The organism is Caballeronia concitans (assembly GCF_001544615.1).
Classification (GTDB): Bacteria; Pseudomonadota; Gammaproteobacteria; order Burkholderiales; family Burkholderiaceae; genus Caballeronia; species Caballeronia concitans.
This window is the reverse complement of sequence record NZ_FCNV02000007.1, coordinates 24,140-47,414: the sequence shown is the minus strand read 5'-3', so window position 1 is coordinate 47,414 and position 23,275 is coordinate 24,140. Positions and strand designations below refer to the sequence as shown.

Annotated in this window: 29 protein-coding genes and 1 pseudogene; 7 read left to right on the top strand and 23 right to left on the bottom strand. The window is 63.9% G+C overall.

The window, feature by feature from the left end; genetic code table 11:
* The first annotated feature begins 21 nt into the window (after nt 1–21).
* Nucleotides 22–963: a LysR family transcriptional regulator gene (locus AWB72_RS17110; protein WP_040049231.1), complete on the top strand. Its 942-nt coding sequence runs from the start codon at nt 22–24 to the stop codon at nt 961–963.
* A 3-nt stretch (nt 964–966) separates the two neighbouring features.
* Here AWB72_RS17110 and AWB72_RS28565 read toward each other — a convergent pair whose 3' ends face one another.
* The 4 genes from AWB72_RS28565 to AWB72_RS17095 all read right to left on the bottom strand — a co-directional run bounded on the left by AWB72_RS28565 (nt 967) and on the right by AWB72_RS17095 (nt 3,810).
* Nucleotides 967–1,191: a hypothetical protein gene (locus tag AWB72_RS28565; protein ID WP_143754637.1), complete on the bottom strand. Its 225-nt coding sequence runs from the start codon at nt 1,189–1,191 to the stop codon at nt 967–969.
* Between the two features lie 216 nt (nt 1,192–1,407).
* The gene (locus AWB72_RS17105; RefSeq protein ID WP_040049230.1) at nt 1,408–2,304 is read right to left on the bottom strand and encodes a fructose bisphosphate aldolase; all 897 of its coding nucleotides are present in this window, start codon (nt 2,302–2,304) and stop codon (nt 1,408–1,410) included.
* Between the two features lie 157 nt (nt 2,305–2,461).
* Nucleotides 2,462–2,794, bottom strand: coding sequence for a hypothetical protein (locus tag AWB72_RS17100; protein WP_040049077.1), 333 nt, complete (start codon nt 2,792–2,794; stop codon nt 2,462–2,464).
* Between the two features lie 146 nt (nt 2,795–2,940).
* Nucleotides 2,941–3,810, bottom strand: a complete 870-nt coding sequence (locus tag AWB72_RS17095; protein WP_040049076.1) for an alpha/beta fold hydrolase — start codon at nt 3,808–3,810, stop codon at nt 2,941–2,943.
* A 104-nt stretch (nt 3,811–3,914) separates the two neighbouring features.
* Between AWB72_RS17095 and AWB72_RS17090 the strand changes: the two genes are divergently transcribed.
* Nucleotides 3,915–4,766, top strand: a complete 852-nt coding sequence (locus tag AWB72_RS17090; protein WP_040049075.1) for a LysR substrate-binding domain-containing protein — start codon at nt 3,915–3,917, stop codon at nt 4,764–4,766.
* Here AWB72_RS17090 and AWB72_RS17085 read toward each other — a convergent pair.
* The 4 genes from AWB72_RS17085 to AWB72_RS17070 all read right to left on the bottom strand — a co-directional run bounded on the left by AWB72_RS17085 (nt 4,744) and on the right by AWB72_RS17070 (nt 8,079).
* Complete coding sequence (locus AWB72_RS17085) at nt 4,744–5,805, bottom strand: phytoene/squalene synthase family protein (RefSeq protein WP_040049074.1); 1,062 nt, start codon at nt 5,803–5,805, stop codon at nt 4,744–4,746. The two genes, AWB72_RS17090 and AWB72_RS17085, sit on opposite strands and share 23 nt — an antisense overlap.
* 85 nt (nt 5,806–5,890) lie before the next feature.
* The gene (locus tag AWB72_RS17080; RefSeq protein WP_084592740.1) at nt 5,891–6,568 is read right to left on the bottom strand and encodes a septal ring lytic transglycosylase RlpA family protein; all 678 of its coding nucleotides are present in this window, start codon (nt 6,566–6,568) and stop codon (nt 5,891–5,893) included.
* Nucleotides 6,569–6,689: 121 nt separating this feature from the next.
* Complete coding sequence (locus AWB72_RS17075; protein WP_040049073.1) at nt 6,690–7,397, bottom strand: DUF899 family protein; 708 nt, start codon at nt 7,395–7,397, stop codon at nt 6,690–6,692.
* A gap of 22 nt (nt 7,398–7,419) precedes the next feature.
* Nucleotides 7,420–8,079, bottom strand: coding sequence for a glutathione S-transferase family protein (locus AWB72_RS17070; RefSeq protein ID WP_040049072.1), 660 nt, complete (start codon nt 8,077–8,079; stop codon nt 7,420–7,422).
* Nucleotides 8,080–8,344: 265 nt separating this feature from the next.
* Between AWB72_RS17070 and AWB72_RS17065 the strand changes: the two genes are divergently transcribed.
* Entirely contained in the window at nt 8,345–8,872 is a 528-nt protein-coding gene (locus tag AWB72_RS17065) for a response regulator (protein WP_159459378.1), read from the top strand.
* Between the two features lie 52 nt (nt 8,873–8,924).
* Here the strand turns inward: AWB72_RS17065 and AWB72_RS17060 are convergent, their stop codons facing one another.
* Nucleotides 8,925–9,266 carry a hypothetical protein gene (locus AWB72_RS17060; protein WP_040049070.1) on the bottom strand — a complete coding sequence of 114 codons (342 nt, stop codon included), beginning with the start codon at nt 9,264–9,266 and terminating at the stop codon, nt 8,925–8,927.
* 172 nt (nt 9,267–9,438) lie between these two features.
* On the opposite strand from AWB72_RS17060, the gene nudC reads away from it, so the two are divergent.
* Nucleotides 9,439–10,380: an NAD(+) diphosphatase gene (gene nudC, locus AWB72_RS17055; RefSeq protein WP_040049069.1), complete on the top strand. Its 942-nt coding sequence runs from the start codon at nt 9,439–9,441 to the stop codon at nt 10,378–10,380.
* On the opposite strand, the gene AWB72_RS17050 is transcribed toward nudC, so the two are convergent.
* The 5 genes from AWB72_RS17050 to AWB72_RS17030 form a co-directional block, all read right to left on the bottom strand.
* A complete protein-coding gene (locus AWB72_RS17050) occupies nt 10,381–11,112 on the bottom strand; it encodes a ribonuclease activity regulator RraA (RefSeq protein WP_040049068.1) in 732 nt (243 codons plus the stop codon). It lies immediately after the preceding gene.
* Nucleotides 11,113–11,125: 13 nt separating this feature from the next.
* On the bottom strand, nt 11,126–12,871 hold the full coding sequence (gene araD / locus AWB72_RS17045) for an L-arabinonate dehydratase (RefSeq protein WP_087128396.1): 1,746 nt from the start codon (nt 12,869–12,871) through the stop codon (nt 11,126–11,128).
* Nucleotides 12,872–12,995: 124 nt separating this feature from the next.
* The gene (locus AWB72_RS17040) at nt 12,996–13,343 is read right to left on the bottom strand and encodes a hypothetical protein (protein WP_040049066.1); all 348 of its coding nucleotides are present in this window, start codon (nt 13,341–13,343) and stop codon (nt 12,996–12,998) included.
* 138 nt (nt 13,344–13,481) lie between these two features.
* The gene (locus AWB72_RS17035) at nt 13,482–14,819 is read right to left on the bottom strand and encodes a glycosyltransferase family protein (protein ID WP_040049065.1); all 1,338 of its coding nucleotides are present in this window, start codon (nt 14,817–14,819) and stop codon (nt 13,482–13,484) included.
* A gap of 150 nt (nt 14,820–14,969) precedes the next feature.
* Nucleotides 14,970–16,028 (bottom strand): NAD(P)-dependent alcohol dehydrogenase, encoded by a 1,059-nt coding sequence (locus tag AWB72_RS17030; RefSeq protein ID WP_040049064.1) that lies wholly within the window; start codon nt 16,026–16,028, stop codon nt 14,970–14,972.
* 385 nt (nt 16,029–16,413) lie between these two features.
* Between AWB72_RS17030 and AWB72_RS17025 the strand changes: the two genes are divergently transcribed.
* Nucleotides 16,414–16,725 (top strand): hypothetical protein, encoded by a 312-nt coding sequence (locus tag AWB72_RS17025; RefSeq protein WP_244285663.1) that lies wholly within the window; start codon nt 16,414–16,416, stop codon nt 16,723–16,725.
* On the opposite strand, the gene AWB72_RS17020 is transcribed toward AWB72_RS17025, so the two are convergent.
* Nucleotides 16,692–17,012: an HNH endonuclease gene (locus AWB72_RS17020; RefSeq protein WP_040049063.1), complete on the bottom strand. Its 321-nt coding sequence runs from the start codon at nt 17,010–17,012 to the stop codon at nt 16,692–16,694. The genes AWB72_RS17025 and AWB72_RS17020 overlap by 34 nt on opposite strands.
* Nucleotides 17,013–17,140: 128 nt before the next feature.
* Between AWB72_RS17020 and AWB72_RS17015 the strand changes: the two genes are divergently transcribed.
* The gene (locus AWB72_RS17015) at nt 17,141–17,443 is read left to right on the top strand and encodes a hypothetical protein (protein ID WP_040049062.1); all 303 of its coding nucleotides are present in this window, start codon (nt 17,141–17,143) and stop codon (nt 17,441–17,443) included.
* 13 nt (nt 17,444–17,456) lie between these two features.
* Here the strand turns inward: AWB72_RS17015 and AWB72_RS17010 are convergent, their stop codons facing one another.
* The 8 genes and pseudogenes from AWB72_RS17010 to AWB72_RS29175 all read right to left on the bottom strand — a co-directional run bounded on the left by AWB72_RS17010 (nt 17,457) and on the right by AWB72_RS29175 (nt 22,418).
* Complete coding sequence (locus AWB72_RS17010; protein ID WP_040049061.1) at nt 17,457–17,888, bottom strand: hypothetical protein; 432 nt, start codon at nt 17,886–17,888, stop codon at nt 17,457–17,459.
* A gap of 113 nt (nt 17,889–18,001) precedes the next feature.
* Nucleotides 18,002–18,220, bottom strand: a complete 219-nt coding sequence (locus AWB72_RS17005) for a DUF3079 domain-containing protein (protein ID WP_040049060.1) — start codon at nt 18,218–18,220, stop codon at nt 18,002–18,004.
* A gap of 73 nt (nt 18,221–18,293) precedes the next feature.
* On the bottom strand, nt 18,294–19,502 hold the full coding sequence (locus AWB72_RS17000) for an NAD(P)H-dependent flavin oxidoreductase (protein WP_052449730.1): 1,209 nt from the start codon (nt 19,500–19,502) through the stop codon (nt 18,294–18,296).
* Between the two features lie 52 nt (nt 19,503–19,554).
* On the bottom strand, nt 19,555–20,241 hold the full coding sequence (locus tag AWB72_RS16995; RefSeq protein ID WP_040049059.1) for a response regulator: 687 nt from the start codon (nt 20,239–20,241) through the stop codon (nt 19,555–19,557).
* 36 nt (nt 20,242–20,277) lie between these two features.
* Complete coding sequence (locus AWB72_RS29795) at nt 20,278–20,532, bottom strand: ATP-binding protein (RefSeq protein WP_244285670.1); 255 nt, start codon at nt 20,530–20,532, stop codon at nt 20,278–20,280.
* Nucleotides 20,533–20,535: 3 nt separating this feature from the next.
* Nucleotides 20,536–21,096, bottom strand: a pseudogene (locus AWB72_RS16990) (MFS transporter); the annotation flags it as partial.
* Between the two features lie 134 nt (nt 21,097–21,230).
* Complete coding sequence (locus tag AWB72_RS16985; protein ID WP_052449729.1) at nt 21,231–21,965, bottom strand: PA3715 family protein; 735 nt, start codon at nt 21,963–21,965, stop codon at nt 21,231–21,233.
* Nucleotides 21,966–22,136: 171 nt separating this feature from the next.
* Nucleotides 22,137–22,418, bottom strand: a complete 282-nt coding sequence (locus AWB72_RS29175) for a hypothetical protein (protein ID WP_167550964.1) — start codon at nt 22,416–22,418, stop codon at nt 22,137–22,139.
* Here AWB72_RS29175 and cyoA point away from each other — a divergent pair.
* Nucleotides 22,385–23,272, top strand: a complete 888-nt coding sequence (cyoA, locus tag AWB72_RS16980; protein ID WP_040049058.1) for a ubiquinol oxidase subunit II — start codon at nt 22,385–22,387, stop codon at nt 23,270–23,272. The genes AWB72_RS29175 and cyoA overlap by 34 nt on opposite strands.
* The last annotated feature ends 3 nt before the right edge of the window (nt 23,273–23,275 follow it).

The following is a 23,275-nucleotide window of genomic DNA, read 5'->3' as shown; positions in this document are numbered from 1 at the left end:
ATATCGGCAAACAATCTGTACATGGACGAGCAAAAGATCGAAGCGCTGTGGACGCATCTGCACTGGCTGACCGTGCTCGCCGAGCAGGGCAGCTACACGGCGGCGGCGGCGCGGCTGGGGGTCAGCAAGGCGGCGATGAGCCAGCGCATCGCCGAACTGGAGCGCGCGGCGGGCGTTCCGCTCGTCACGCGCACGACGCGCAGCGTGCGCTTCACGGAGGCGGGCCGGCGTCTCGTCGATGAAACGCGCGAGCAGTACGAGCATATCGCCGCGAGCTTTTCCGGCGTGCGGGAGATGGCGGGCGTCGCGCGCGGAATGATTCGCGTGACCGCGCCGGTGGCGTTCGCGCGCCAGCAATTGACGCCGAAGCTCGCGGGTTTTCTGCATGCGCATCCCGAAGTGCGGGTGCAACTGGAGGCATCGGACCGGCTCACGTCGATTGCCACCGAAGGCTTCGATCTCGCCATCCGCCACAGCGCGCAGGCGCCGGAGACGCACGTCGCATGGAAGCTGTGCGATACGTACTCGGTCATCGTCGCGACGCGCGCTTACCTGAAGCGGCGCGGCACGCCCATGACGCCCGCGGACCTCGCCGTCCACGATTGCCTGTTCTATCCGCGCACGCAGGCGGCGAGCATCTGGTCGTTCGTGCGCAAGGGCGCGCGCAAGACGGCATCGGGGCCGTACACGCTCGCGGTCAACGGCGCGTTTTCCGCGAACAACAGCGAGTTGCTTCGCGATGCGGCGCTCGACGATCTCGGCATCGCACTCTTGCCCGACTTCAGCGCGCAGGCGGCCGTGCAGGCGGGCAAGCTCGTGGTGTTGCTGCCGGACTGGCGTCCGGTGGGCGCGTTCGCGGATCAGCTCTATGTCGTGCGGCCGTATGCGCCGCATGTGCCGCGCGCGGTCGCGCTCTTCATCGGATATTTGCGCGAGGCGTTCGCGGGCGGATTTCCGCTGTAATTTCTATGTGACGCAAAGCAGGCCCAGCACGGCTGTCAGGCAAGTGCCGGCGCTGAAATAAAAGAACCAGGTGGAGCGCAGAATACGAAAGCGCATGGGTTCGTCATGGCGCGCGGCATCGCCGTGAAATTGCCAGAGATCGAGGTAAGTGGTGATCGTGCATGCGAGCATGACTATCGCAGATAAAAAGGATACCGAAATACATATCTGCCAGGCCAGTTCGCGCATGATGGGTGCCGCTATTGATACGGCTTGCTCGCCGTTCGGATGTCAGTGGCATCAGTATAGAAAGCGGGCAGCGCGCGATTGAAGCAGACAAACCCCAATCAATAATCCGATGGATTGGCGACGCGGATAAGAGGTTGAATCTCTGAAGCGCCGTTTTGAGCGCTTTACACGCCGATACGCGTGCGCCCGAAATTATCCGGCGCACGCGATTAACGCTTAAACCTTCTCGACCGATGCCTCGTAAATCTCGTCGATCGATTTCGCGAGCGTGGAATTGAATTCGCTATCGCTCATCGACTTTTTCAGCTCGTTGATGAGCGCACGCGAAAAGCTCGCGATCATGCCGTGGTTTTCGGCGAGGCGCTTGCACGCGTCGGTACGCGTGTACCCGCCCGACAGCGCCACCACGCGCACGACGCGCGGATGCTCGATCAGCGGGCGATAGAAATCCGCTTCGTCCGGAATGGTCAGCTTGATCATCACGCGGCTCGATTCGGGCAGCGCGTCGAGGCCCTTCAGCAGCTCGTCGCGCAGAATCTTTTCCGCGCCCTTCTTGTCCGGGCTCTTGATCGAGACTTCCGGTTCGAGAATCGGCACGAGGCCTTGCGCGATGATCTGCTCGCCCACTTCGATCTGCTGCTTCACCACCGCCGCGATGCCCTTCTCCGACGCCTGATGAATCACCGAGCGCATCTTCGTGCCGAACACGCCGAGCTTCGCCGCGCGTTGCAGGAGCGCGTCGAGGCCGGGAATCGGCTTCATCATCTGCACGCCGTCGGCTTCGGCTTCGAGACCTTTATCGACCTTCAGGAACGGCACGACGCCGCGGTCTTCCCACAGGAACGTCGGCACCGGCTTGCCTTCGGCTTCGCCGTCCATCGTGCGTTCGAACAGAATCGCGCCGATGACCTTTTCGCCCGTGAAGGCCGGCGCGGTCATGATGCGAACGCGCATTTCATGCATCAACGCGAACATTTCGGCTTCGCCGTTATAGGCGTCGTCGGCAATGCCATATTGGCGCAGCGCGCCGGGTGTCGAACCGCCGCTTTGATCCAGAGCGGCGATGAAACCCTGCTTCTCCGCCATCTGCGCCAGCATTTTTTCGTTAGCCACGAGCAATTCCTCCTCAAAGTTCAAACGCCGGAACGCGCGCTTGGCACGATCCGGGCTTCTGGTTCAACTTTCTCAAGTTTAATGGTTTTGACGCGCGCGACTCTCGTGCAAATCCGCCATTTGCCCGGCGATTTGTCTTTGAACGACGTAAATACGATCAGGATGCGGCGGAATCGAGTTCGGCGACGGGCGAGCCGGATCGCCACAGCGCGGATGCGGCGCGGCGAAAGAACGAAGGCGCATTATCTGGAATGACGGCGCCTGGCGGCGTTTCGGCGGATGCGCTCTCGCGGGCGTTGGCGCATCGCTCGTTGAGCTGGCGGCGCATGTCGGGATCGTCGATGAGGGTGGTCGCGAGGCCGCGCTCGAATTGCAGCGCGTAGGCGATGTCGCCGAAGTTCTCGCAGCGGCCGCTATCGGCCAGTTCTAACGCCAGCGTGACCGTGCGCTGGCGCTTCCATGCGTCGAGATCGTCGTGGCCGGTGCTCACAAGTGCCTCTCGCAGGCAATGAGTTGGCAACGATGTTAGCCCGCGCGCCGCATGCTTTCGGTTGTGCGGTCACAACACGTCTCGAAAAAGTCGGACGAAAAGATGCGCACGACGCGCCTAAAGCATGACCGTTCGTTTCGCGATGATCACCACGCGCCCGCGAAGCTCAGCACTGCGCGATTGAAGGCGCCGGGACTCGCCGCATTCATTCCGTGCGATGCCCCCGCGATGGTCTGCCGCTCGGCGAACTCGATCCACTCCACGAGCTTTTCGACGTTGTTGCGGAACATGCGCGGACTTTTCTGGCCGTCGATGAGCAGCGTGCGGCACTTGATGTCGCGCGCGGCCTCGCGGGTGTACGCGGGCAACGGATCGCGGAATTGCTTCGGCAGCGTGAGCGCGTTGTCGAGCGCCATCCGGCGAAAACTCTCGGTGCTCTTGCGCCAGAACCCCGGCATGCTGACCGAATCGACGAACATTTCGAGGCCCGCGTCCAGATCGCCCTGTTCGATGAGTTCCGCGACGCGCGCACGCAGCGCGTTCGTCGCGGGCGGCAGCGCGGCCGGCGTTGCCTGTGGCGATGTCTGCAGCGGACCGCCGGGGTCCGCGAGCGTCAGCGTCTTGACGAGGCGCGGATACTCGCGCGCCAGATGAAACGCGATGCAGCCGCCGCGCGAATGCCCGACGAGATGAACCGGCGCGAGGTCCATCGCGACGATGAACTCGGCCATCTCGGCGACGTGCGCCTGCACGCTGAACTCGCCCTGCACGAACGCATCGACGGCGGGCCAGTAGTGGCTCAGGCTCGGCGCGATCGCGCGGAAGTGCTTGCCGAGCGGCGCGAGTTGCGCGTCCCAGTAGCGGTAGTCGCAAAGCGACCCGTGCACGAACACGAGCGGCTCGCCATCGCCGCACTCGACGTAAGGGACGGAAATGCCCGATGCGGTCGTCGCAAACGACGGCTCAGGCATGGCTTGCACGGCGGCGAGGACAGCGGGATCGGTACGCGCGTTCATCGGTGAACTCCTTTTCCGGCACTATGCCGCGCGCGAATCCAAAAGAAAATCGCATAATATTGATAGGATCGTTCAGATTTTCTGATACCAGCATTCGCCGAACCATGAAAGCCCTCGACCTCGACGTTCTCTCGATGATCATCGCCGTCGCCGATACCGGCAGCATCAGCCGCGCGGCGGGGCTGGTGCATCGCTCGCAATCGGCGGTGAGCATGCAGATCAAGACGCTGGAAACCGCGCTCGGCAAGGCGCTTTTCGTGCGCAAGCCGCGCAGCGTGGTGCCGACGCAGGACGGCGAAGTGCTGCTCGCCTACGCGCGCCGCATGATCGCGCTGCGCGACGAAGCGTGGGCTGCCGTCGTGCGGCCTGACGTGACCGGGCGCGTGGTGATCGGCGTGCCGGACGACTACGCGTCGTCGCTCTTTCCGCCCATTCTCAAGAAGTTCTCGGCGACGTATCCGAAGGTGGAGATTCAGGTCGTCGGATTGCCGAGCGCCGCGCTCGCGCCGATGCTGAAAGACGGCGACGTCGATCTCGTCTGCGCGACGCGCGTCAAAGGCATTTCCGGCGAATTCCTGCGCCACGAACCGATGGTCTGGGCCGCCGCGCCCGGCGCAACGGATATCTGGCGCGAGCGGCCGCTGCCGATCGCGGTGTTCCTGCCGGGCAGCGTCGCGCGCGAGAACGCCATTCGGAGCCTGGAGCGCGCGCGCATCGGCTATCGCACGTCGTACGAGAGTCCGAGCCTGCTCGGTCTCTTGACGATGGCCGAAGCCGGACTCGCCGTCACGCCGCTCGCGAAATGCGCGGTGCCTTCGCACTTCACGCTGCTCGGGCAGGCGCAAGGGCTGCCGGAAATCGCCGCGCTCGAAGTCGTGCTCGCGCGCAGCGCCGCGTCGCAACGGCCGCCTTGCGATTTTCTGGCCGAGCGGATTATCGCGGAATTACGTCGCTGAAGGCGGATTCGATCGCCTTCATCCGGCGCGACGCCCACGCGCGCACCATGCCGTTCGACGCGACGAGCGGCATCGACACGGCCATGATGCGGTACACGTCGTTGCGGCGGATCTTGGAGATGCGCGCCGGGTCGAGCCACGCGTCGTTGCGCGCGAGCAGCACGAGCGTGTCGAGTCCGATCATGATCGGCCACAGGCACGCGAGCCGCAGACGCACCGCGCCCGACGGAATCGCGAGCGTGTAATCGAGCGCGTCCTGGAATAGCGGGAGCGTCGCGCGCAGCAGTTCGGCGAGCACGGGCCGCGCACGCGACGACGCATCCGCCGCGAGCAGATCGCGCGGCGCGAGCCCATGACGCGCGAGCATGTCGGCGGGCAAATAGCATCGGCCGATGCGCAGATCGCGTGCGCAATCGCGCAGCACGTTGGTCATCTGCAGCGCCTGGCCGAAGCGCACGCCGAGCGCGAGCATCGCGTCGGGCGCGGCCGCGAGCGTGCCGGGCATGTGCGCGTAGGTCATCTTCGTCCAGAACTCGCCGACGCATCCCGCGACGAGATACGTGTAGCGGTCGAGTTCGTCGAATCTGGCGAGCGCGGCGATATCGCCGGAGGTTTCGTCGGGGAACGTGCGGAGATCGAACTCCATGCCGGTGCTGAGCGTGGTCACGATCTCGCGCACGGCGGCGCGGTCGGCGGCGGAAAGCTCGGAGAGAATGGAAAGCGCCGGACCGAGCGATTCGAGCAGCACGCGCTCGTCCGGCTGCGCCTGCTGCCCCGCCACTTCGCCCGCGATACGCCCGAGCGCGCCGTCGTCCGGCTCGCCGTTCACTTGCGCGCGCAGCGCAAGCAGCAGATTCAGGCGGCGTCCGGGCGGAATGAGCGATGTATCGGCGATGGTGTCCGCCGCGCGCGCGAGCAGATAGGCGAGGCCGATGGGATCGCGCATCGCGGGCGGCAGGATGCGCAGCGTCAGATAGAAAGACCGCGAAACGCTTTTCAGGAGCGGGCCGAGAAGAAAGGCCCGGGGCGATGAATTCATGTGTCGGATCGGATGACTCGGCGAAGGCGCGCCGTGATGCGCGTCGCCGCATTGTATCCGTCCGGTGAAATTGCTTCGCTTCCGCTTACGCGTGCAGCCGCGCCGCGTGATGCCGGGAATGCGCGAGATGCAGTTTCATGGGCCTGGCTTTCGTTTTCACGCGATGAACGTGCGGCCGGGCGGGCGCGGCGCCCGGTTGCGCGAGTGTCAGCGATATGCGCTCGACCGGTTCGAGCACCACGCGCGCGCGCCCCGCATGCTGCAGGCCGAGCACGCTCGCGGCGGCGAACGACAGATCGATCATGCGTCCCTTCACGAACGGCCCGCGATCGTTGATGCGCACGACCACCGAGCGCGTCTTCGAGAGATTGCTCACGCGCACATACGATCCGAGCGGCAACGTGCGATGCGCCGCGGTCAGCGCGTGCATGTCGTATCGCTCGCCGCTCGCCGTGCGGCGTCCCTGAAACTTGCTGCTGTAGTACGACGCCTCGCCGACCTGCGACGGCTTCGACGCCGCTTCGGCTTCAATCGGCGACCCGGCGCTTTCCAATGCCTCCGGAGCCACCGGAGCCGAAGCATCGGCCGGAGAAGCCGTTGCCGCCTCCGCTTGCGGCGGCTCGTCGCGAGGCGCTTCCTGCGGCTTCATGGGCGCGGTCGGCGTGACGAGCCGCTGCGCCGCGCATCCATTGAGCACGACCACCGCGCCGACGGAGGCGAGTCCCGCGACCCGCGCGCGTCGGATGAATGCGTTTGCAACCATGAGCGAACTTCTCCACGAAATACCGATTCACCGCGAAACGGCTCGCCCATAACGCTGCTCCCGGGCAGAAGTTGACCACCCGGGCGGAGATATGACTCAAGTTGACAGAAGTAACGCGCTTTTAGGAATAATCCAGCTTCGGATACCAGTTCGAACCGCGACCTTCCGGCGTCATGTCGAGCACGGTCCAGAGCGGCATCGGGTCGGGCGCGCCGCGCGGATCTTCGCCCGGATCGGCGGTCGCGAAATCCATCTCGCCGCTCCAGAAATGACGGATCACGCCGTCGCGCCGCGTGAACACGTTGAGCGCGGGTTCGTCGCCGCCTTCTTTCGAAATCGCGTGATAGTCGCGGCTGAAGTGCCCGTTCGTGTCGCTGTACAGCTTGAGATCGCGCCAGCCGCGCTCTTTCTTGAACGCGACGAGTTTTTCGATCGGCGAGCGCGCGATCACCGCGAGCGCCACGCGCTGTTCGATGTCGCGCGCCTCGCCTTCCCAGGCCGACAAAAGCGACGTGCACATCGGACACGGCCGCTCGCGTTGCGGCCCGAACATGTAGCTATACGTGACGAGCGTTTGCCGGTCGCCGAAGAGACCGGCGAAATCGACGGGACCGCTCTCGCTCTCGAACAGATAATCGCCCGTGACTTCGCCGCCGGGCGGCAGCGCGCGCCGCATCCGCGCGACGCGCTCGATATGCCGCCGCAACTCGATCTCCTCGGCCAGCAGCGCGATGCGCGCGCGGCGATACTCCGCGCTCTCGTTCGGGAAGGTCATCGTGGCCCGCGTCGCGAGTTCGGCGGCGGGAATCAGTGAAGGTGTCGATGCCATGCGTGTGCTCCTTTGAGAAACGTCAGTCGCGATCGGGCGCGCCGAGCGGAAACAATCGCCGATACGGCCGCGCCTCGTCCACCGCGCGCGCGAACGACGGCCGCGCCAGCAGCCGCTTGCGGTAGGCGATCACGTTGGCATGCGCCTCCCCGATGCGATGCGACCAGTCCGCGTAGAACAGGAACGGCGCGGCGGCGCAGTCGGCGAGGCTGAACGTGTCGCCCGCCGCCCATTCGCGCGCGGCCATCAGGCGGTCGAGGTACGCGTACGCCGTGTCGAGCATCGCGCGGGCATCGGCGACGCCGCGCGCATCGCGTTCATCGGCGGGCCGCATCGAATCGGCGACGATTTTCTGCTGCGGCGTCGAGATGTAGTTGTCAAAGAACCGATCCATCCAGCGCACGTCGAGCGCGGAGCGCGGATCGTCGGGAATCAGCCGCACCGGGCCGGGATGAAATAGCCCGAGATATTCGATGATGACCGTCGCTTCCATCACCGGCCTGCCGTCGTCGACGAGCACGGGAAAGCGCTTCATCGGCCAGAATTCGGCGAGTTCGCGCATGGATTGCGGCGTTTCCGGCGTGAGCGGCCGCCATTCGAACGGCGTGCCGTTCTCGTACAACGCGACCAGCACCTTCTGACAGTACGACGAAAACGGGTGGGCGTAGAGCATGAGACTCATCGTTTCGGCCTCCGGACGGGTTGTTTTACTGATATCAGTTGTATCGGCTATTGACGACGATCGGCGTCACGGTGAATCGACAAGTCGTGAAGCCGACCGGCAACATTTCGTCATGCAAGGCAACGGTTAAAGGATGAAACCGGATGCATTCTTCATTCGATTGTCGGCGGCGCGCGCGTTTGCTACCGTGACGAGTTCCGGCACGAGGCGGTCGAAGAATCGCGCGGCCGGAATTCCAACCTTCCTACGGTCGAGGGAAAAATTGGTGCGTACAGAAAAGATAAGACTCGTCGTTGCAGACGGGCAACCCGTGATCGTCGCGGGACTGCAAAACTGGTTCGGCGCGCGTGGGCGCTACAGCATCGCGGCGAGCGCTTCGAGCACGGAGGAATTGCTCGCGAAGCTTCAGGACACGACGGGCGACATCATCGTGATCGGCGGCGCGCTCGATGCAAACGCGCCCGCCAGCGACGACAGTGTCGAGCTGCTGTGCCTGCTGCGTCAGCGCCATCCGGAGACGCCGGTCGTCGTCCTCACGGCGGACACCGGCGCGCGCACGTTGCGGGCGATGCAGCGCGCGGGCGCGGCGGGCATCGCGAGTACGCGGGACGAGTTGCGCGAGTTCGGGCGCATTTGCGATCGCGTGCTGTCGGGGGTGACGGGGCTGGTTTCGCGCCGCATCGCGGCTTGCCTCGAATCGAGCGATGATCCGCCCGTCCGCCAGGCGTTCAGCGCGACCGCGACATACGGCGATGTGCGCGTGAGCGTAAAGCCGTTCAGCGCGAAAAGCTGACGTTCCACCGCGATGCGCTCTCCGGCGCATCGCGGTGAAATGGTCCGCGCCCTCAGGCGGCGACGACCGGATCCTTCACGGATTCGAGCTGGCCACGCTTCGTGCCGCCCACGATCCTCGCGTCCTCGAAACCTTTCTCGTACGCGCGCTGATCGAGCGTCTTGAAAAGCGGCTCGAGTTCACTGACCTGCGTGCGGATCAGTTCCATCAACGGTTTCGCCAGCGCCGACGACGCGGCGCACCCGCCGTCGCCGGCAAATTTCGCGGCGCTCAGCGCCTCGACCATCGCACGCAGCGTTTGCGCACGATGCACGCAGTAATCGACGAGCGGCATCGCGTGCGTCACCACCGCGTGGCCTTTTTCGTTCACCGATACCGTCACATTCGGCCCCATGAGTCTCTCCTTGTTCGAATGGCAGGAATGAAACTTTAGAAGTCGTCCTAAGGCCGCCGCCACTGGAAAAATCCGAAAGGCATCGGTTGTCTCGGCTCCGTCAGCAAGGATGCGCCAACTTCGCTAGGATGCTCGCTGGCCTTTCCCGCGCCGACGCCACTTTCCAGCCATCATGCCCACGTTGCCCCAAACCATCGGTTTCACATTCGACCCGCTCGACCGCATGTCCGAGAAACGCGATGACGCCGCGTTCGTCGCCCGTCTGCGCGACGATGCCGCCACGCGCTTCCTTCTCTTTGTCGGCAACGTGCCGCTGGTGAAGCGCACGGCGGGCGGCGAGGCGAGTTTCGATGCACTTTTCGATGCCGACGAAGCCGCGAAGCTCGGCGTGCCGCGCCAAACGGTGCTGCTCGGCCGCGATGCCGATGAACGCGCGCTCTTCGCCTCCACGTTCGACGCCACCGCCGAAGCCGCCGCCAGCGCGCTCGACGGCGTGCCGGTGGAAGCGGTCGAACTGCGGCCCATCGCGATGCAGGGTCTCGTCGCGGCGCCGATCGTCAGCGCGCTCGGCGAAGCGCGTTCGATGCTCGACTGGCACACGCGGCATCGCTTCTGCGCGAACTGCGGCCATCCGACCGACGACGCAGGCGCGGGCTGGCGGCGCATCTGCGGCAACTGCCGCGCGCAGCATTTTCCGCGCGTCGATCCGGTCGTCATCATGCTCGTCACCGATGGCGACCGCTGCCTGCTGGGCCGGCAGCCGCAATTCGCGCCGGGCATGTACTCGGCGCTCGCGGGCTTCATCGAGCCGGGCGAGACGATCGAGCACGCGGTGTATCGCGAGGTGCTGGAGGAGGCGGGCATCCGCTGCGCGGACGTGCGCTATTTCGCGTCGCAGCCGTGGCCGTTTCCGTCGTCGCTGATGATCGGCTGCTTCGCGCGCGCGGGCGGGACGGAGATCGCCATCGATCAAAACGAGCTAGAAGACGCACGCTGGTTCACGCGCGCCGAAGCCGCCGCGATGCTCGACGGCACGCACGCCGACGGGCTTTCAGCGCCGAAGCCGTTCGCCATCGCGCATCACTTGTTGAAGGCGTTCGTGCAGGGCGAATGATCAATTCTGTTCGCGCCACTTCGCGTAGGCCGCGAGTGTTTCGTCGTTCGGCGGATACGTGCCGCGCAGCACCGCGCCCGCTTCCACGCGCTCGGCGATGAACGCTTCCAGCCGTTCCTGCTCGGCGGCGTCCTTCGCGACCTGCTCGGCCATGTGACGCGGCACGATCACGACGCCGTCCACGTCGCCGACGACGATATCGCCCGGATACACCGCCACGCCGCCGCACGCGATCGGCACGTTCATATCCACCGCGTGATGCTTCGCGAGGTTCAGCGGCGCGCTCGCGCCCGCGCAGAAGAGCGGCAGGCCGATATCGCCGATGGTGCCGCTATCGCGCACGCAGCCGTCCGACACCATGCCCGCGACGCCGCGCACCTTGAGGCGCGTCGTGAGAATCGAACCGGTCGACGCCACCGTGCGATCGCCTCGGCAATCCTGCACGAGCACGCTGCCCGGCGGCGCGCTTTCGACGGCCTTGCGCTGCGGGTGATCGGGATTCTGAAACACGCTCAATTGATCGATGTCCTCGCGCGCCGGAATGTTGCGCAGCGTGAACGCCGGCCCGACGAGATTCGGCGCGCCTTTCGCGGGCTTCACGAGCGGCGCGACGCCTTGCAGGAACACGTTGCGCAGACCGCGCTTGAAAAGCTGCGTGGTGAGGGTTGCCGTGCTGACGCCGCGCAGCAGGTCGAGCGTTTCATCCGAAACGGCGATGTCTTGAGTCGTCATGGTCGATATTCGTTCAGTGGATTTCCGGTTCGCCGCCGTCGGCTTCGGACTTTTCTTCGAGAAAATCGAAGTCGCAGCCCTTGTCCGCCTGCGTCACATGCAGTTGATGCATCACGCCGAAGCCCCGCTCGAACGGACGCTTCGGCGGCGTCCAGACGGCGCGGCGCGCGGCGAGTTCATCGTCGTTGATATCGAGATGCAGGCGGCGCGCGGGCACGTCCAGTTCGACGATATCGCCGTCTTTCACGAAGGCAAGCGGCCCGCCGACGAACGATTCCGGCGCGACGTGCAGCACGCATGCGCCGTAGCTCGTGCCGCTCATGCGCGCGTCGGAGATGCGGACCATGTCGCGCACGCCCTCTTTCAGCAGCTTTTGCGGGATCGGCAACTGGCCCCACTCCGGCATGCCGGGCGCCCCCACCGGCCCCGCATGTTGAAGCACGATGACCGAATCGGCGGTGATGTCGAGCGCTTCGTCGTCGATGCGCGCCGCCATGTCCGCGTAGTCCCTGAACACGACCGCCGGCCCGCGATGCCTGAGCAGACGCGCTTCCATCGCCGCCGGCTTGATGACGGCGCCGTCCGGCGCGAGGTTGCCGGTGAGGACTGCGAGGCCATCGTTCGGCACGAGCGGATTGCTGCGCCGTCGAATGACGTCGTCGTCGAAAATTTCGGCGCCCGCGATGTTCTCGCCGAGGGTCGCGCCATTGACCGTTAGTTGCCTTCCATCGATCAAATCGCCGAGTTCGGCGAGCAGCGCGCGCAGTCCGCCCGCGTAGAAGAAGTCCTCCATGAGATAGCTGCCCGCCGGACGCACATTGGCGATGACCGGCGTCACGCGCGATAGCTCGTCGAAGCGCGCGGTCGTGAGCGGCACGCCCGCGCGCCGCGCGACGGCGACGAGATGCACGATCGCGTTCGTCGATCCGGACATCGCGAGCACGGTGGTGACGGCGTTATCGAAGGACTTCGCGGTGAGAATGTCGGACGGCTTCAGATCCGTCCACACCATCTCGACGATGCGCTGTCCGGTCAGCGACGCGTACTGCGCATGCCGCGAATCGACCGCCGGAATCGACGCGAAGCCCGGCAGCGTGAGGCCGAGCGCTTCGGCGGCGCTCGTCATGGTGGAAGCGGTGCCCATCGTCATGCAATGGCCCGGCGATCGCGCGATGCCGCTCTCCACGCCCTTCCACTCCTCCTCCGTGATCCGGCCCGCGCGCAGCTCGGCCCAATACTTCCATGTGTCGGAGCCGCTGCCGAGCGTGCGGCCGTTCCAGTTGCCGCGCAGCATCGGGCCGGCGGGCAGATAGATCGCGGGCAGGTCCATGCTGATCGCGCCCATCAGCAAGCCGGGCGTGGTCTTGTCGCAGCCGCCCATCAGCACGCAGCCGTCGAACGGATAGGAGCGCAGCAGTTCTTCGACTTCCATCGCGAGGAAATTGCGATAGAGCATGGTCGTCGGCTTCTGAAACGGCTCGGCGAGCGTCATCACCGGCATTTCGACCGGAAAGCCGCCCGCCTGCCACACGCCGCGCTTTACTTCCTCGACGCGCTGCCTGAAATGCGTGTGGCACGGATTGATTTCGCTCCACGTATTGATGACAGCGATCACCGGCTTGCCCATGTAATCGGACGGGTGATAGCCCATCTGCGCCGTGCGCGAGCGATGGCCGAACGAACGCAGATCGTTCACGCCGTACCAGCGATGGCTGCGCAATTCTTCCGGCGTCTTGCGGATGGTCGGATCGTAGGCCAAGCGACGTCTCCCTTCACGTTACCGTCTGGATGTGCGTGATGGTAGCGATGTCATCGCGCACCGTCGCTTGGGGCTTTTACGAGAACGCTTACTTGGGGTGAGACAGATGAAGGCGATCGGCGCGTCAACCCGAAACGAACGGCGCGGCGAGAATCAGCACGCATTCGGTGAGAAACGACCCAAGGCCGACGCCGATCAGCACGCGCGCGACATAGGTCCACATGCGGCGATCGACATTGCCGGAGCATCGCCACGCCGCCGTGCACCACGCGAGGTACAGCGCCGCGCAGGCCGCGAACAGGCCCAGCATGCCGGGCCAGAACCAGATGGTGATCAAGAGGAACGATTCGGGCGAGACGCCGGTGCCCCAGAGGTACAGATACACCGCCCACCATGCGAGGTGCAGCGGCAGGCCCAGCAGCCACCAGACTTTCCAGAACCGTTCTTCCCCGCGCCAGGCCTTACGCAACATGCGTCCGTTTTATCGTGGAATGAGGTTCGCATTTTACTTCACGCGCGGTCCCCGACAGTTGACCGAAAGCCGCAGTTACGACTAGGTTCTCTAGGCTTTTCAGCCTTTTGCGTCGCAGCAAACGCGGACGCATTACATTTACCTTTCGTTTATCTGGCTCGCGAGATCGCCGCAATGCATCGCCAGCGCGCGCAGCGACGGCCACATGTGCATGTAGTGAACCATGAAGCTGTCGGGTCGCTGAAGCTGATATGGCGTGTTCAGCGTGATGCAGTCGATAAGGTCCGCGTCGCTTGCCATGCCGTGCCGCGTCAGCACCTTGATGAACGCTTCCTGATCGCCGCCGCTCGCGTAAGTCGATGACTTATCCGCCACGCCGCCGATCGCCTCTTCCACTTCCGCGAGCACGTCGAGATTGGCTTGCGTGCGTCGAAAGCCCATGATGCCCGAGTTGAACTGCCAGCTCATGTCCATTGCGATCACGCGATCGCGATTCGCGAGCAATGTGTCGAGCGGCATCGATTGGTCGATCACGAGCACGTCGGCATCGATCCAGAAGACCCACTCATGCGACGGCAAATGACGTCGCAGCACCCACGGCTTCAGCCAGTTGCCGCTCGCGCCGTGACCGGCATCGGATGGCACGTCGCGATATAAATGCAGCGCGTAGCCGTGTCGCGCGCAATATCGGCGCAGGTTGCGCTCCGCGATCTCGCCGTACGCGCGGATGTTCGGCGTATAGAGCATGACGAGCGCGACAGGCGCGTCGGGGTTCAGCGCCTCGTAGGCAGATTCGGCGGAATTCGGCGCGGACGGCGGCGGCAGACTCAGATAAGGCCGCGCTCTAGACTGGCAATCGTTGATGTGCTCTGCGAAGAGATCGCGCAGATCGGCGTGGACGGGCTGATTGGGCGGCGCATCGGGAATATCGGCGAGCGCGATGGTGAACGCGCGCCATTGCGTCCACGTCGGATCGATATGCCACGCGGCGGGCGTCACCGGATGCACGCCGTCGAAGCACGCCATGTATCCGAACGGCGACGTCGCGCGCAGCAGTTCCGATTCGCTCGCGGCCGACGCACCGAATTTCGCACGCGCGCACAGGCGCTCCACCGCTTCTCGCGATGCCGCCGTGTTGCGCCACAACTGGAATGCGCCGATGACGGTGTCGGTCTCTGCATCGCCCATCGACACGGTGATATGGTCGCGGCCCGCACCGAGCAACGCTTCGCACGCGATGTCGCGCACGATCAGACAGTCCTGCGTGAGCAGCAGCACGAGATCGCCTTCAGCCGATGCGCGCAGCCTGCGCAGCAGCGTCTGATACTTCAGCACCGTGCGCAGATGCGTCCAGCCGATACCGCTCGCATCGACATATTCGTGCGCGTAGCCGCGCCTCGCGCAATAGCGCCGATGATTCTCGAAAGACGCGTGCGCGTCACGGACTGCGAAGAAACTGATGAGCTTCGTCGTCATGGCATGCTCGATGGAAAATTGGCGAGGCAGTTTTCGATTCTGCGTCGCCTTCCCATTCGTCAGCAAGCCGAAGGACAGTTTGTTGCAAGCGGCGGCGGGCGGGCCGCCTCGGCTTCAGCCGGCCCGCCGCGCGCCGCCGAACAAAAGCGCTTACCGCTCCATCGTCGCCATATCGATCACGAAGCGATACTTCACGTCGCTCTTCAGCATGCGCTCGTACGCCGTGTTGACCTCGTCCATGCGGATCATTTCGATGTCGGACGTGATGCCGTGCTTGCCGCAGAAGTCGAGCATTTCCTGCGTCTCCGCAATGCCGCCGATCAGCGAACCGGCCAGCGAGCGGCGCTTGAAGATCATGTTCATCACCGAAGGCGACGGATGCGGATGCTCCGGCGCGCCCACCAGCGTCATCGTGGCATCGCGCTTGAGCAGCGCAATGAACTGATCGAGGTTATGCGACGCCGCCACCGTGTTCAGGATGAAATCGAAGCTGTTCGCGTGCGCGGCCATCTGGTCCGGATCCTTCGACACGACTACTTCGCTCGCGCCCAGACGCTTCGCATCGTCGATCTTGTTCGGCGACGTGGTGAAGAGCACGACATGCGCGCCCATCGCCGCCGCGATCTTCACGCCCATATGCCCGAGTCCGCCCAGGCCCACGATGCCGACCTTGTCGCCCGGCTTCACGTTCCAGTGGCGCAGCGGCGAATACGTCGTGATGCCCGCGCACAGCAGCGGCGCGACCGCGGCCAGTTCGAGATTCTCGGGAATGCGCAGCGTGAACGCTTCATCGACGACGACCGACGTCGAATAGCCGCCATAGGTCACGCCGCCCGTCTTCTTGTCCGGCGAGTTGTAGGTTTGCGTGAAGCTCTCGGGACTTTCGCAATACTGTTCGAGACCTTCCTTGCAGGCATCGCAAACGCGACACGAATCCACCATGCAGCCGACGCCCGCGAGGTCGCCCGCCTTGAACTTCGTTACGTCCGATCCGACTTCGGACACGCGACCGACGATCTCATGGCCCGGCACGATCGGATAGTTCGTGCCGCCCCATTCGTTGCGCGCCATGTGCAGATCGGAATGGCAGACGCCGCAAAACAGAATGTCGATGCGCACGTCGTTCGGGCCGACATCGCGGCGCTGAATTTCGAGCGGACCGAGCGGCTTGTCGGCTGCGGACGCTGCATACGAATACGCTTTCAACATGAACGATTTCCCTCTTTGATTTTGATGTAAGGACATGCAACCGCGCCTTCACGCGTTGGAAAACGCGAGAGGAAAGCGCGGCTGAATCAGGTGCGTGGCTGCCTGAGGCGCGGCATTTTATGTGCGAAGGCCAACGTTCGCCAGCACGCTTTGCGTCCGTTTGGGCTTGATAGCCGATGCTGCCGATACTTCGGCGTCGGCGCGGACTCTCGTTACTGTATGCCTATCAGAATATCTCTGCTTGAACCGCGGGCGGCCTCTTTCTGGAGCCCTCCATGAGCAGGACTATTCGAGAGCGAACGTCGGTCATAACGTCGTCACAGACGCGCGACTAGCGTATCGGAACCAAAGAGAGGGCGAGATCATGCAGGCGAATGCAACGAGGGTGAGCATCGATTTACCGGAAGGCACCGTCACGGCGGAATTTCATCCCGATACCGGGCGGCTCAGGATTCTGGAACGCGACGTGCTGCGCGTCGAGCTTTTTCCGCCGCACTCGTGGTTCACGGTGGCGTCCGTCGCGGGCAATAGCCGATGGGGCACCCGCGCGCGCGAAGCGGATCTGTATCTCGTGCTGGAGAGCTACGTCATGCAGCGCTTCGGCATGTCGGCGCTGAAGAAAGACGTTCCGCGCGCGCGATGGAGCGCACCGGAACCGCGCGGCTACGGCTTGCGCGAGGAACGCCGCGTGCGCTGATAGGACCCGTTCGGCTTCGTCTTTACCCATTCGACGAAGCCGCGCACCTGATCGTCCGCGAGCAGCGCTTCGACGGTCGAAAACTGCTGCGCGAGTTGCTTTTCGCTGAACAACGCATGCAATTGCCGATGACAGATACGATGAAACACCGCCGTCTCGCGTCCGCCCTGCGACTTCGGCACGAGGTGATGCAAGTCGCGTTCGGACGGCGGCACCGGACGGCCGCATAGCGCGCAGACTTCTTCCTGCGGCGGGTGATACCACGGTTCGGTCGCGCGCCTGGCCATCGTGCGGATCGTCTGCGGAAATTGTCGACGATTCAGTGTACGCCGCGTCTCGCGACGCTGCCGCGGGCGTTCCCGTGGCATCATGAAGGCGCTGTTCACCGTCCACGCAACCTCACGCCGGAGACGTCATGGAAGTGACCATCAGCGAATTGACGGGCCTGCTCGCGGAACTCGAACGTGAAGATCCCGTCGATTACGGCGATTTGCCGTTCGGCGAACCGGAACTGCGCAGTCTGGTGTTGACTTCGTTACTGGAGAAACATCGTAATCTGCAGGCGAGCGGCCTGAACGCCGGCGATGTCAATCTCACTTACATGCTCACGACCGCGCTGCTTCTGATTGAGAATCTCGTGTTGCATGCGCGGCTGCTCTTGCTGCAAGGACAGCGCATCGATGTCAACGCGCTGTTGCGAAAGTACTCCGGCGGCTGACGGTTCGGCTTCTTCAACCGCGCGCGGACTTCGGCGGCCTGTAACCGGGAATCTGGCTCAATGCGCGATGGCACGCCGCCGACAATGCGGCCAGCCGGTCGACGCTCGCGCGCATCTGCCGATGCGTCTCTCCGATGTTCTCCCGCAATATCGCGAGCCTTGGCAAGATCGTGTCGTCCATCGCGTCGCCGACCGCGCCGCACGCGAGCAGCGTTTGCGCGTCGTCGTGTGCTTCGCGCAGTTCCATCACGTTGACGCGGTTCTGTGCAAGCAGCCGCGCATGCGTCTCGGCGAGACCGCCGAGGCCCATGTCACGCATGCGCTCGACGAACGTGTACATGGATCGCATCGAGGTTTCGGCGGCGTCGTAGGCCACGAACTGGACATCGTCGACGCGCAGCGAAAGACGGCCTTCCGGTGTTTCGAATTCGAGCTTCATGGGCATGGTGACAACGCGGTGATTTGAGTTGTCCCATTCTAGGCAGCGCGTTCGGGCGGCCGCGTAGGAGTAGACCGAATACGCAGTACGCTTTTGCGTTCAGTCTGTTTCGAAACGCGTTACGACTTGGTGGCTGACGTCTCGATCGACGTTGCGTCGTCGGCGACTTCGAAGCCCCAATCGCCGAACGTGTACCAGTCGTCGCCCATCAATTCGGCCGGATGTTGCGTGCGGTTCGATCCGTTGCCGCAGCGCATGGCGTTCGCCGCGCAATGGTGGTCGCAGCCCCAGCAATTGCGTTCCGGATGCTTCGGATGCAGAGGGAATCGTTTGGCCATGACGTCGTGGTTCTTTGTTGATCGCCCTTAGCGTAGGAGGCTGGCGGGCAACCAACGATCCACCGAATTCGATTCAGCAGCCGGCGGCGGCCGCTTTCGTCGTACCGGTCAGCAGCAGTTCGATCAACTCGCGCACGCTGCGAATCGCCGCGCCGAACGGCAGTTTCTCGCGGCCACGGAAAAAGAGTCCGTTGCCGACATCGCCGCGCAGCGCCGCCGCGAGCCGCGTATCGATGCAGAAGTGGCCGAACTTCTCGATGCCATCGCGCAAACCGCACACGCTCAGGCATTCGAGTGCGGTCGGGCACGTCTGCTTGCGCGCGCCGATCTTGGTGCGAATGCGTTCTTCGTTGCGCAGATAACGCGTGAGCCACGGCGTCTTGACCGCGCGCGCGGGCAGCCCGGTCACGCTGATGAACTCGACGATATCGTCCGGCGTGGCTTCCACGAGCACGCGCTTGAACTCCGGATGCGCGTCGCCTTCCTCGGTGACGGCAAATGGCGTGCCGATCTGCACGCCGTTCGCGCCCGCCGCGAGCCACGTGCGCACCGCTTCGTGACTGTTGATGCCGCCCGCGACGATCACCGGCACGTCCGCTCTCGTGATGCCGAGCGTCTTGAACACCGTCTCCAGTTCTTCGAGCACGCGCGCGAATCCGAAGCGCTCGTTGTTCATGTCCGATACGTCCGTCACGCCGAGATGTCCGCCCGCGTGCGCAGGATGCTCGATCACGATGGCGTCCGGCAAGCGCCCCTTCTTCATCCACTTCTTGAGGACGAGATTGACGCCGCGGCTGTCGGAGAGAATCGGGATCAGCGCGATGTCGCGGCCTTCGGTCAGATCGGGCAGGTCGAGCGGCAGGCCCGCGCCCATCACGATGGCGTCCGCGCCTTCGTCGCAGGCCACGCGCACGTAGTCGGCGTGCGCGCTGACCGCTTTCATCACGTTGACGGCGATCATGCCGCGCCCTTCCGACAACGCCTTCGCGCTGCGGATCTCGCGCGCGAGCGCCGTGAGATTCGCCTGCTCGAGCGTTTCGCGCGACGGATCGGCCTTGCACGCGGCGGTCAGGTCCGCGTGATGATGACGCAAGTCGATGCTCGCGATCGTTCCGACGGCGCCTTCGCGCGCGACGCTTCCCGCCAGCCGATGCGCGGAGATGCCGACTCCCATGCCGCCCTGCACGATGGGCAGCAGGCTGCGCCCGCGAATCGTCAGCGGCGCGAAGCCATGAAGTGCGGACGTCGAAGAGATTGAGGTTTCAGCGTGGTTTCGATTCATGATCTGACTGGCGAATGACGCGCGCGTGGCCCGTTCGGGGCATCGGCGGCGTTCAAATGGATTCGGTGAGAACGGACGCAGCATCGCGCCCGGCTGCATAGAGCGCGACCTGGACGCGGCTCGTGAAATTCAGCTTGCGCAGGATGTTGCGCACGTGGATCTTGACGGTGCTTTCCGCGAGCGACAGCGTGCGCGCGATTTCCTTGTTGCTCGCGCCGCGAGACAGTTCGCGGATGATGTCGCGTTCGCGCGAGGTGAGCGGATTGGACGCCGCCACCGACGCATTCGCGGCCGGCGCAACATCCGTCTGCGCGGCCGGGCGGCGCATGCTCGCGACGAGCTTCGCGGTCATGTCGTCGGCAATCACGGGCCGACCCGCCGCCGCCTTACGGATGGCCGCGGCGAGCGTGTCCGCCTCGATGTTCTTCAGCAGAAAGCCGCACGCGCCGTCACGCAGCGCGACCGACAATTCCTCCACGTCCTCGGACACCGTCAGCATGACCACGGCCGCCCGAGGCACGTCCTGCACGAGCAGCCGCAGCGTTTCCAGGCCGGAAAGCCCCGGCATGTTGATGTCGAGCAGGATGACGTCCGGGCAGAACTGCTTCGCCCGTTTGATGCCTTCGTGTCCATCCGCTGCTTCGCCGACGACCTCGAAATCCGGCGTGCGTTGCAACAGCGCGTGCACGCCCGACCGGAACAGCGTGTGGTCGTCGATGAGCAGAATGCGGATGGTCATGATGAAGATCCCCGGACGGCGAATGCCGTGCGCGCGTCAGACCGCCTGACGCGCATGAGTTGGCAGAATGAGTTCGACGCGCGCACCGCGCCTGGGCGACCCGGTCAGTTGAAGCCTGGCCGAGAGCCGCTCCGCTCGCTCGCGCATGATGTGAAAACCGACGTGCCTTTCGTCGAGGAAGCCCATATCGCCGGGATCGTAGCCCAGGCCGTCGTCCTCGACCAAGAGACTGAATCCACTATCGTTGACGATCGTCACATTCACGTGACGCGCCTCTGCATGCTTGCGCACGTTCGAGAGCGCTTCCTGAAGAATGGAATAGACCCTCGGCACGATGGCCCACGTGCCGGCCGCGAGCATCAACACCGGCGCGACGAACTTGTTCAACGCGGCGCCCGAGTTGCCCGCGCCGAAGACACCCATCGCGAGGCCCTGTCGCGCCTTCGGAAACCATCGCGCGACACAGGGCGTTCCGACCGAGAACGATCCGCCCGCAATGCCGACGAATAGCCCGAGCACGAGGAATTGCCAGAACGCGGTGGCATACGCGATGAGCCATATCGGCACGATGGTGACCGCCATCGTGCAGAAGAAAACGATGCGTCCGCCGTGGCGATCGGTCCAGATGCCGAGCGGCACGCGCGCAAGCGATCCCGTCAGCACGGGCGTGGCGGCGATGAGGCCGAATTCGGTGTCGGTGAGATGAAGCTGCTGCTTCAGTGGAATGCCGAGAATCGCGAACATCATCCAGACCGCGAAGCAGATGTTGAACGCGAACGTGCTCGCGGAGAGCACGCGCCAGGCAGTGGTGTCGGCCGTGACCGACGATGCCGCGGGTGAGTTGACGACGCTCATCGTCCTGTCCTCGTGATGAAAGGTTTCATCGCGAGGATAGGGAGCGCGAGGTTGGGCGACTATCCGCCGGGCGGAGGAGCGCGACGGTTAGCCGCTAGTCAGAAAGGAGTAGTCGGCGCGCTCGTGGTTAGCGGTTAGCTGCCGGCCTGCATGCTCTTCGGCACGCTGTATCGCCCATTGCGGTATTCGAGCGTGACATTCGACTGCTTCGGCGCGGCGCTCTTGCTGACGCATTCGTCTTTCACCATGCGCGTGTCGCTGCGCACGGTCTTTTCCGCGATCTTCAGCGATGCGTAGCCATCGCGGCCGGCGGGGCCCATCGCGATGGTTCGGGTGGTCGAGTCGTAGGAGCCTTCGCATTGCGTGTTCCATTCGCCAGTCGCGTGATCGACCGCGATCGAGTCGAGCACCGGCCGCAACGTGTCGCCTTCGAGCACGTAAAGGCTCAGCGACGTCTCGCCATACGGATTCGCACGCGACGCCCCCTCATGACTCACGCGCACGCCGAACGCGCGGATCGCCGGCGTGAGCTGATAGCGCGCCGTATCGATCGCGATGTCCGAGAAGCGGATTGCATCGTCCGTGATCGCGTTCGGACGATACAGATGCGCGACGATCGCCCCCGACGCGCTATCCGCGACGAGCACTTCGAGATCCACCGCGGCGGATTGATCGTCGTGGGGCAGCGTGATCGCCGCGAGCGTCAGTTGCGGATTCGCGGGCCACGCCTTGCACGCGCTGCGTTCGGTATCGACGGAGCGCTCCGGATGCAGCTTGGTCATCCACCCCGTCATCATGTCCTCGCAAGCGGCGCGAGCGAGCATCGGCATTACCAGAATGGCAGCCGCAATGAATAGCTTCTTTTTCATTTCTTTGATATTGGTCATTAAAAACCGGATAACTCGCCAGAATGAGCCACACCGGCTTTCACATTTTGACGGCTCAGACTCATTCGAAAAGGCGTCGCCACATGATTTGACGAAACACGTAATAGAAGTCTGCACCGATGCAAAAAATTGATACATCGCAAAGAGTGTGTTTCATACGCACTCCCCAACTGCGCGCGGCCCCGTCAAAATAATGAGTTCACAAAAGTCACTGTTTTCCATACGACTTCTCGAGACGATTGAACGTGCGCGACACAGCGTCGCAATCGCGTCTTTTGAGACCAAATTCCATACTTTCGCAATATCGCGATAAATCTCGCGTGGCATCATCGCGTCGCGGCGCAACGCCGTGAAACGGCGTTCTTCCCAGGACGCTTCGATCCAAAAAACCAGCGAATGCAATGAATGAAAATACTCACCGTTTAGCAGCGCCATTGTTATCGGGTTTGTTGGCCAGTGTCTGTCTCTCGGGATGCAAACTCGAGGTGCTCGATTCGAAAGGCGTGATCGGCGTAGCGGAAAGCTCGCTCATCGCCACCGCGACTTACACGATGCTCCTCGTCGTCGTTCCGGTGATCCTGCTCACCCTGATCTTCGCCTGGCGCTATCGCGCATCCAACAAGAACGCGACCTACGCGCCGAAATGGGCGCACTCGACGGCCATCGAGGTCGTGGTGTGGGCCATTCCGGCGGCCATCATCCTGTATCTCGGCATGCTGACGTGGCGGACCTCGCACGAACTCGACCCGTACAAGCCCATCAACGTCGAGAACGTGAAGCCCATCAACGTCGAAGTCGTGGCGCTCGACTGGAAGTGGCTCTTCATCTATCCGGATCTGGGCGTCGCTTCGGTCAACCAGCTCGCGTTCCCGGTCGGCACGCCGGTCAACTTCCGCATCACCTCGGACTCGGTGATGAACTCGTTCTTCATCCCGCAACTCGGCGGCCAGATCTACGCGATGGCCGGCATGCAGACGCAACTGCATCTGCTCGCCGATCACGCGGGCGACTACGCGGGCATCTCGGCCAACTACAGCGGCGCAGGCTTCTCCGACATGAAGTTCCGCGCGCTCGCCATGTCGCAGGCTGACTTCGATTCGTGGGTCCAGAAGGTCAAGACCGCGCCGGAAGGCCTCGACATGAACGTCTACGCAGGCGTCGCGCGTCCGAGCCAGAAGGTGGCGGTGCGCTACTTCTCCACCGTCGATCCGAAGCTCTTCAACAACATCGTCGGCAAGTACAACAACGGGAATGTTGCCGTTGGTGCGAATTGTGTAACCAAGGGGTAAGCC